The sequence below is a fragment of the uncultured Proteiniphilum sp. genome (assembly GCF_937873925.1).
In the GTDB taxonomy this organism is placed as follows: Bacteria; Bacteroidota; Bacteroidia; order Bacteroidales; family Dysgonomonadaceae; genus Proteiniphilum.
In genome coordinates, this window is sequence record NZ_CALNAT010000154.1 from 1 (window position 1) to 7,873 (window position 7,873).

Genomic DNA, 7,873 nt, shown 5'->3' on the forward strand with positions numbered 1-7,873 from the left:
CCCCGAAAGCATATTTCTCTTTGATCGCCACTTCATACGCTTCCATGATCTTTTCATATCCTCCGAATGCGCAGGCCATCATCAGTAACGTTGAATAGGGCAGATGAAAATTGGTGATCAGGCTGTTGGTGAGTGTGAATTCATAGGGGGGGAAAATGAATTTATTGGTCCATCCGTCCTTCGGTTTCAGGTGCCCGTCGGTGCTTACGGTCGTTTCCACCGCACGGAGTACGGATGTGCCGACCGCACAGATGTTCTTCTCTTCGTCTTTGGCCTTGTTTACCCTTTCGCACAGTTCCTCCGTAATGATCATCTGTTCCGACTCCATCTTATGCTTTGTCAGATCTTCCACATCGATCATGCGATAGGCTCCCAATCCATTATGGAGAGGGAGATAACCGAATTCAATGTCTCTTATTTCCATCCTTTTCATCAGTTCGCGGCTGAAATGCAGGCCGGCGGCGGGAGCGACCACTGCCCCCTCATGTTGCGCAAATATATTTTGGTATCTTTCCACATCTTCGGGCTCCGCATTACGTTCCAGGTATTCCGGGATGGGAGTCTCCCCGATGGCAAATAACTGGCTTTTAAATTCGTCGTAAGGCCCGTCGTAGAGAAATCGCAATGTGCGCCCGCGCGAGGTGGTGTTGTCGATCACTTCCGCCACCAACTCTTCATTTTCTCCGAAATAAAGTTTGTTGCCGATACGTATCTTCCGTGCCGGATTGACCAGCACATCCCACAGATGCTGATCGGGATTCAACTCCCTCAATAAAAAGACCTCTATCTTGGCGCCTGTCTTTTCTTTGTTACCGAATAATCTCGCCGGAAAGACCTTCGTGTTGTTAAAGATAAAGTAATCTCCTTTATTGAAATAGTCTAAAACATCTTTGAATGTCTTGTGTTCCAGCTTATCCGATTTTCTGTGGACAACCAGTAACCGGGCTTCATCGCGATGGATGGTAGGGTATTTCGCAATAAGCTCTTCCGGCAAATTGAATTTAAATTGAGAAAGCTTCATAAGTTAAAAAAATCCTGTATCAATTATATTTTTATTTACTCTCTTTTATTGCAGAGGGAATATTTTCATCTAAAAAACGGTCAACCTCATCCATTTTCAGGCAGTTATCCACCGTAACCTCTCCCGCTCTGGTGCGCCGTAAACCGGTAAGATGCGCACCCGTACCAAGTGCGGCTCCTATATCTCTTGCCAACGCCCTTATATAAGTCCCTTTGCCGCATACCACACGTAGGGTGATATCCGGCATATCATAAGAAACCAATTCGATATCATCTATAACCAATAATTTGGGTTTTAGTTCAATATCTTCCTTTCTTCTGGCTAACTCGTAGGCCCTTTTGCCATCGACCTTGACAGCCGAAAAAGCAGGCGGAACCTGTTCTATGACACCGGTAAAACGGTGGAGCACATCCTCTGTCATCTCCCGGGTGATATGGGCCACGGGATATTCGACATCGATCTCCGTCTCTAGATCGAATGAAGGTGTGGTCGCCCCGAGACGGATGTGCGCGATATATTCTTTGGTTTCAGCCTGCAACGTCTCTATAAGCTTCGTCTTTTTTCCGGTACAGAGGATCATCACACCCGTAGCCAGCGGATCAAGTGTTCCCGCGTGTCCCACCTTCAGTTTCTTTATTCCCAGTCTCCGGCATAGCCTGGCACGGACAACACGAACCACCCGGAAGGAGGTCCAGTGAAGCGGTTTATCGATACATAGAATTTCACCTTCGATAAAATCCATACTCTCTTATATCATGGTCAGGCTTACACCTGAAAAAACCAGTACAAGCAGTATGGCGCCTACAATAATACGGTATACGCCAAATGCTTTGAACCCGTAGCGGGTAAGAAAATCTATAAAAAACCGGATGGCAAGGATTGCCACGATAAACGCTACCACATTGCCAAGGAGAAGCAATACCATGTTTTCTTTCAGCATCGCCGCGTTTAGGGGATCTTTCAGCAGTTGATAGAGCTTATAACCCGCCGCCGCGGCCATGGTAGGGACAGCCAGAAAAAACGAGAATTCGGCGGCATTCTTGCGGGTAAGCCTGGTGGTCATCCCTCCTACAATAGTAGCCATAGAACGCGATACGCCGGGGATCATGGCGATACATTGAAAAAAGCCTATCGTAAGCGCTCTCTTCCACCCTATCGACTGCTGCTGCGACGGCTTGTTGAACCATCTGTCCACAAAGAGCATAAAGATCCCGCCCACCACAAGCATCACTGCCACCACCGTTACATTCTCAAGTAGTGCGTCGATCTGGTCCCCGAGAAGCAGGCCTATTACTCCGGCCGGTATGACGGCAATGAATAATTTCCAGTAGAAATCGAATTTATGAATGAACCGTGTAAGATAAGTCCATACCCTTTCTCCTGCCCGCATGCCGCGTACCGCCTCTTTATCGAAGATGATGATCGGGTTCAGACGAAAAAAACGTTTCCAGTAGAGCACCGCTACCGACAATATAGCACCGAACTGAATGATCACCGTAAATGCTTTCACAAAGTCCGTGCTCTCCATTCCCAGTAATGCCTGTGTAATGATCATATGGCCGGTGGACGACACCGGAAGGAACTCTGTGAGTCCCTCTACCACCGCAATGATAATTGCTTCTAATATGCTCATGGATAATATATTTTGCAGTGTCCGGACATTGAACTATTTTCCGGACACACTGCTTTTTTCTTTCGAGGGATACAAAATGCCCACTACCATCAGTACAAAACCGGCAAGACAAACTACAGGAGCTAATTTTATACGTCTGGCACTGAAAATATCGGTTTCGAATCCGCTTTCGAAAGTAGTGGCCGGTCCGGTCATCAGCAGAAAACCGGCAATAATTAGAAGAATGGCGATGCCACAGATAATCAGGTTTGTTTTACCAAGAGCAATACTTTTTTGAGACATATCGAATGATATTTTTTATACGTAATATAGCTGGTCGGATCTCATTTTCACATATCTGTTTACTGCAAAGGCGGTGGCTATGGTGGAGATAATTACTCCCAGCAGGATCACAATTGCGAATATGATGATCAGATCAATAGTGCCGATAATAAATTGAATTTCAGCATACTCTCTGCTGAAATAGGTGATGATCGCAAAGATGGCCAGATCTGCTATGATCCCTGCAATGATTCCCGTGAAAATATTATTCACCACGAACGGCTTTCGGATAAAGCCGCCGGTGGCTCCCACCAGTTTCATCGTATGGATGAGAAACCGTTTCGAATAAACACTCAACCGGATGGTGTTCCGGATGAGCGTAAATGATATCAACAACAGTACGGCGGCAAGGATCAGCATAACAGTCATTATTTTCGAAAGGTTGTTATTGATGAGATCGATCGCCTCCTGCTGATAAAGCAGGTCCGTCACGTTGTTGTTCCGTCGGATCACCGTGTTGATGACCGCGATACTGTCGCTGTTCGCATATTCCGAATGGAGGAAGATCTCAATACAGTCCTGTGCGGGATTGTATCCCAACAGTTCTTCCGGGTCTTCTCCCAGATCCCTGACAAGTTGTTCCTTGGCTTCCTCTTTACTGATGAACCGTGATGACTTGACAAACGGCTGTACATCCAGATTATTTCTGATCTTCAATATTTCGGCATCTGTCACTTCGGAGGAGAGCATCACATTGAAGCTCATGTTTTCCTTCACAAATTTCGACAGACCGTTCCCCATAAAGAGGATCAATAGGGTAATCCCTAACAGCACCAGAACCAGTGAAATACTGATGGTGGATGTTATCTTAGCGTTCAGGAACCGGGCTGTGGATACTTTTTTTTTGCCAGACATACGAGTTACAGATAGTGAAAGCGAAAACGCAGCAAAATAGCCTTTTCCAAATAAACTGCAAAGTAATAAAAATTATTGCAGAAAACAGAACGAATGGTAAATATTAAGGTCTTTTCACTATCATTTTCTTTTGTAGTTGTTTGCTCCTGATTACGGACGCCACAATCGATATTGCAATCAATGCCGTTATGATAAGCAGTGAGGTGGCCGTAGGAATATAAAAGCCCGTCCCATTCGTATGGGCATAGTGATTGAGTATCATCTTGCCTCCGATAAACAGCAGAATGGCGCTCAGGGCATATTTCAAATAATAGAAGTACTCCATCACGCCTCTCAGGGCAAAGTAGAGCGAACGAAGGCCGAGGATGGCGAAAATATTGGACGTATAAACGATGAACATATCGGTAGAAACGGCCAATACGGCCGGGATAGAGTCTATTGCGAACACCAGGTCGGTCATCTCGATCACCAGAAGCGCCAGGAAAAAGGGTGTTGCCACAATTTTATGATTGATCTTCCGGAAAAATTTAGGCTCAGACATGTCATTTGTCGTGGGAAGAATCCTACGGGTAAATTTCACGAACCAACTCTTGTTCAGATCTTTCTTCTCCTCTTTCTGTTGTTTTCTTTTTTCCCGGATAAAATCCGCCACCATCTTTATTCCGGTACCCACCAGAAAGCCTCCGAACAGGTACATGACCCAGGAAAAACGCTCCAACAGTGCAATTCCTGCGAAAATAAATATCGCCCTGAAGATCAAGGCTCCCAGGATTCCCCAAAAAAGTACGTCATGCTGATATTTAAGGGCGATCTTAAATGAAGAAAAAATAAGGATGAAAACAAAAAGATTGTCTACACTCAATGATTTTTCAATCAGATAGGCCGTGAGAAATTCAAGCGCGGGTTCTTGGCCAAAAACAAAATAGATTCCCACGTTAAAAATAAGTGCGAGGGAAATCCAGAAGAGGCTCAGCCATAATGCTTTTTTTACGTTGACAGCTTCACCTTTTTTGTGAAAAACAAACATGTCGAGAGACAATAATACAATAATGAGGACTATAAATCCTATCCAAAAAGCGGAATTTACTTCCATCTGTGAGAATGTATAAAAATGTTTATATAACCTGAAAAATCTATCCCAATGAAACGTTTTATGGTGTAAAAAGTTCAGGGGTGCTTCATTTTTGATTTGCCATCCCTACCGTCCCGCCGGCCCGACCCGCCGGATCCATGAGAAAAACTCACAGGTATTCTGTTTTTTAGTCTGAAGGATTGCTATATCAGAAGTGGTTTTTTCAGCCTGAAATTACTCTCTCTTGAGGGGCGTAAGGCTCATCTCCTCTGCTTTTTTTAACATAAATTGAAAGGCCGCTTCCCGTTCGTTGGGTATTTCTCCCTCCAGTATCGCTTCTTTGATGGCCGATTTCAACAAGCCTATTTCACGGCACTGCGGAAGGCCGAAGATCTCCATGATCTCATTGCCATCCACCGGAGGTTGAAAATTACGCACCTTGTCTTTCTCCTCGATCTCCTGTAATTTCCTCCGCACGATCTTGAAGTTATTGAGAAACCTTCGCACTTTTTCCGGGTTTTTCGATGTGATATCGGCCTCGCAAAGTGTCATCAGGTCGTCTATGTCGTCTCCGGCGTCAAAAAGCAGGCGGCGTACCGCCGAATCGGTCACTTCCTCTTCCACCAGTTGCATGGGGCGCATATGCAGCGACACCAGTTTCTGGACATATTTCATCTTTTCATTCTGCGGGAGCTTCATCCTCCTGAAGATTTTGGGCACCATCTTCTCCCCTATATAATTGTGGTTATGGAAAGTCCATCCCAGTCGCGGATCCCACCTTTTGGTAGCGGGTTTGGCGATGTCGTGCAGAAGGGCTGACCAACGCAGCCAGAGGTTGTCGGTCTGCCGTGTGATATTGTCCAGCACCATGAGAGTGTGGTAAAAATTGTCTTTGTGCCCTATACCGTCTTTGGTCTCGGCCCCTTTTAATGCGGTTAATTCCGGAAAGATGATATCGAGCAGGCCTGTTCTTTCCAGCAGTATGAATCCGACGGAAGGTTTTGGTGAGAGAATGATTTTATTAAGCTCGTCCGTCACCCGCTCCATCGAGAGGATCCCTATCCGGTCCCTGTTTCGCCTGATGGCATCGAAGGTATCGGGATAGATATCAAACCCCAGTTGGGAGGCAAACCGGACGGCACGCATCATACGCAGGGGATCATCGCTGAAGGTGATATCCGGATCGAGAGGAGTGCGGATGATCAGATCTTCCAGATCCTGCAGCCCGTGAAAAGGATCCAGCAACTCCCCATATCGTTCACCGTTCAGGCAGAAAGCCATCGCGTTGATGGTGAAATCGCGCCGCTTCTGGTCATCTTCCAAAGTACCGTCCTCCACGATGGGTTTGCGGGAATCCAGCCGGTAAGATTCTTTCCTGGCGCCCACAAATTCAATCTCATATTCTTTGTACTTTATCTGTGCCGTACCGAAATTTTTAAAAACGGAGATTCTGCTTCTCTTCCCCAGTTTCTCCCCTACCGCTTTTGCTAATTCGATCCCCTGGCCGACAGCCACTACATCGATGTCGTTTGATGGACGGTATAGAAAAAAATCACGGACATACCCGCCGATCAGGTAACATGCAACCCCCATCTCATCGGCCGCTTCGGAAATCAATCTGAAGATCTTTTTGTCTAAATGCGCCAGTATCTTTTCCTGGGATATCTCCATAATATGTATATTCATTAAAAAATAGGCTGTAGAATGTACATTCTACCAAAGTAGTTACATTACAGCATATTATCTGTTACGAATTGCAAAATTACAATAATTGTGCTTTATAACAGCTTCTGATGAGGAATATATTTGTAATTTTGTCCTGGTAAACAGGCCGGAGAGCAATTCTCCGAGTATATAAAATGCTATTATTGAGATGCGTTTTTCTTTTCAAACCACTGCGCTGATCCTTCTTTCACTGCTTCTTTTTTCCTGTTCGGGAAAAAACAGAGGAGCAAGAGAATATCTTTCCGAAGCCGGAGAGGCATATCGGAAAGGTAATTACTCATTGGCTAAGTTGAAGATTGACAGCATTAAAATACTTTTTCCTAAATCTTTTGATGAGATCAACGCCGGGTTTACGCTTATGCAGGAAGTACGCATGGCGGAAAACAGAAGGAATATCCTTTATTGCGACTCTATGCTTCGTGAAAAGTATATTCAGCTCAATGGAATGCTCGGCAGGTTCGATTATGTACGCGATGAGCGGTACCAGGAGTTCGGGGAGTATTATCCTAAGGCATACCCCCATCAATCATCCTTAAGCCGGAGTGGTATCCGCTCGGGTGTGCGCGAGAAAGGAGTGCTCTTTATAGAGAGTATTCTTTCGGGAAGTGCCATCAAACACAATAAGATCAGGGTAACCACCAGCGACGGCAATTTTGCAGAGACGCTCGCCGTCACTTCCGACGGGTTGAATTACCGGTTCAATACACAGGATAAAGCCTATGAGATTGTCCGCTACACTGGAGACAGTGAAAACGGAGTGGCTCGGTTCATTTATACCTTCCGGGATCATCCGGTCTCTGTTCAGTTTCTCGGTAACCGTACCATTACAGTCGCAATGACCGATGCCGCCAAAAAGGGTGTCGGCGACTCCTTCGAACTCTCTTCGCTGCTGCTGGATATCGAACAACTGAAACTGGAAAAAGAGAAAAGCGAAGCCCTGATCCGTTATCTGGAGAGCAGGAATCAATAACAAGGGAAGTGAAAACATTCAAATACACCGTAATAAAAAATTCATAGTAATATCCCAGGGCACTTCGCATGGCTGCCTGTATATGATCAATATGAGGCATAAGATAAGATGTAAAAATCAGGAACAAGACAGGGGAATAAACGACTGAATAGTAAATTAAAGCTTATATAACGGAAAACTTTTTTTATACTGCTTTTGCTGTCAAGTGTTTTTGCCTGCGACCGTAATGACGACCCGATAAATGATACCGAAGATCCGGACAAAAAGAACGACGAA

At 45.3% G+C, this 7,873-nt stretch carries 8 protein-coding genes; 1 reads left to right on the forward strand and 7 read right to left on the reverse strand.

The genetic code is table 11. The annotated features are described in order from the left end of the window. The 7 genes from queA to Q0502_RS10730 form a co-directional block, all read right to left on the reverse strand. A partial coding sequence (gene queA, locus Q0502_RS10700; protein ID WP_298650556.1) for a tRNA preQ1(34) S-adenosylmethionine ribosyltransferase-isomerase QueA occupies positions 1-1,021 on the reverse strand: 1,021 nt, incomplete at its 3' end. 31 nt (positions 1,022-1,052) lie between these two features. Then, positions 1,053-1,763, reverse strand: a complete 711-nt coding sequence (gene truB / locus Q0502_RS10705; RefSeq protein WP_298650559.1) for a tRNA pseudouridine(55) synthase TruB — start codon at positions 1,761-1,763, stop codon at positions 1,053-1,055. A gap of 6 nt (positions 1,764-1,769) precedes the next feature. Next, entirely contained in the window at positions 1,770-2,654 is an 885-nt protein-coding gene (locus Q0502_RS10710; protein ID WP_298650562.1) for an undecaprenyl-diphosphate phosphatase, read from the reverse strand. A 33-nt stretch (positions 2,655-2,687) separates the two neighbouring features. Beyond that, positions 2,688-2,936 carry a DUF3098 domain-containing protein gene (locus tag Q0502_RS10715; protein WP_298650565.1) on the reverse strand — a complete coding sequence of 83 codons (249 nt, stop codon included), beginning with the start codon at positions 2,934-2,936 and terminating at the stop codon, positions 2,688-2,690. Positions 2,937-2,951: 15 nt separating this feature from the next. Further along, the gene (locus Q0502_RS10720) at positions 2,952-3,830 is read right to left on the reverse strand and encodes a permease-like cell division protein FtsX (RefSeq protein ID WP_298650567.1); all 879 of its coding nucleotides are present in this window, start codon (positions 3,828-3,830) and stop codon (positions 2,952-2,954) included. A 103-nt stretch (positions 3,831-3,933) separates the two neighbouring features. Next, positions 3,934-4,923: a TerC family protein gene (locus tag Q0502_RS10725; protein ID WP_298650570.1), complete on the reverse strand. Its 990-nt coding sequence runs from the start codon at positions 4,921-4,923 to the stop codon at positions 3,934-3,936. A 213-nt stretch (positions 4,924-5,136) separates the two neighbouring features. After that, complete coding sequence (locus Q0502_RS10730) at positions 5,137-6,573, reverse strand: HD domain-containing protein (RefSeq protein WP_298650573.1); 1,437 nt, start codon at positions 6,571-6,573, stop codon at positions 5,137-5,139. A gap of 202 nt (positions 6,574-6,775) precedes the next feature. Between Q0502_RS10730 and Q0502_RS10735 the strand changes: the two genes are divergently transcribed. After that, positions 6,776-7,597, forward strand: coding sequence for a hypothetical protein (locus tag Q0502_RS10735; protein ID WP_298650576.1), 822 nt, complete (start codon positions 6,776-6,778; stop codon positions 7,595-7,597). The last annotated feature ends 276 nt before the right edge of the window (positions 7,598-7,873 follow it).

Bases quoted from the DNA above. Each gene is read 5' to 3' on its own strand.
- truB (WP_298650559.1), bottom strand. From the start codon at position 1,763: ATGGATTTTATCGAAGGTGAAATTCTATGTATCGATAAACCGCTTCAC.
- Q0502_RS10710 (WP_298650562.1), bottom strand. From the start codon at position 2,654: ATGAGCATATTAGAAGCAATTATCATTGCGGTGGTAGAGGGACTCACA.
- Q0502_RS10715 (WP_298650565.1), bottom strand. From the start codon at position 2,936: ATGTCTCAAAAAAGTATTGCTCTTGGTAAAACAAACCTGATTATCTGT.
- Q0502_RS10720 (WP_298650567.1), bottom strand. From the start codon at position 3,830: ATGTCTGGCAAAAAAAAAGTATCCACAGCCCGGTTCCTGAACGCTAAG.
- Q0502_RS10725 (WP_298650570.1), bottom strand. From the start codon at position 4,923: ATGGAAGTAAATTCCGCTTTTTGGATAGGATTTATAGTCCTCATTATT.
- Q0502_RS10730 (WP_298650573.1), bottom strand. From the start codon at position 6,573: ATGGAGATATCCCAGGAAAAGATACTGGCGCATTTAGACAAAAAGATC.
- Q0502_RS10735 (WP_298650576.1), top strand. From the start codon at position 6,776: ATGCGTTTTTCTTTTCAAACCACTGCGCTGATCCTTCTTTCACTGCTT.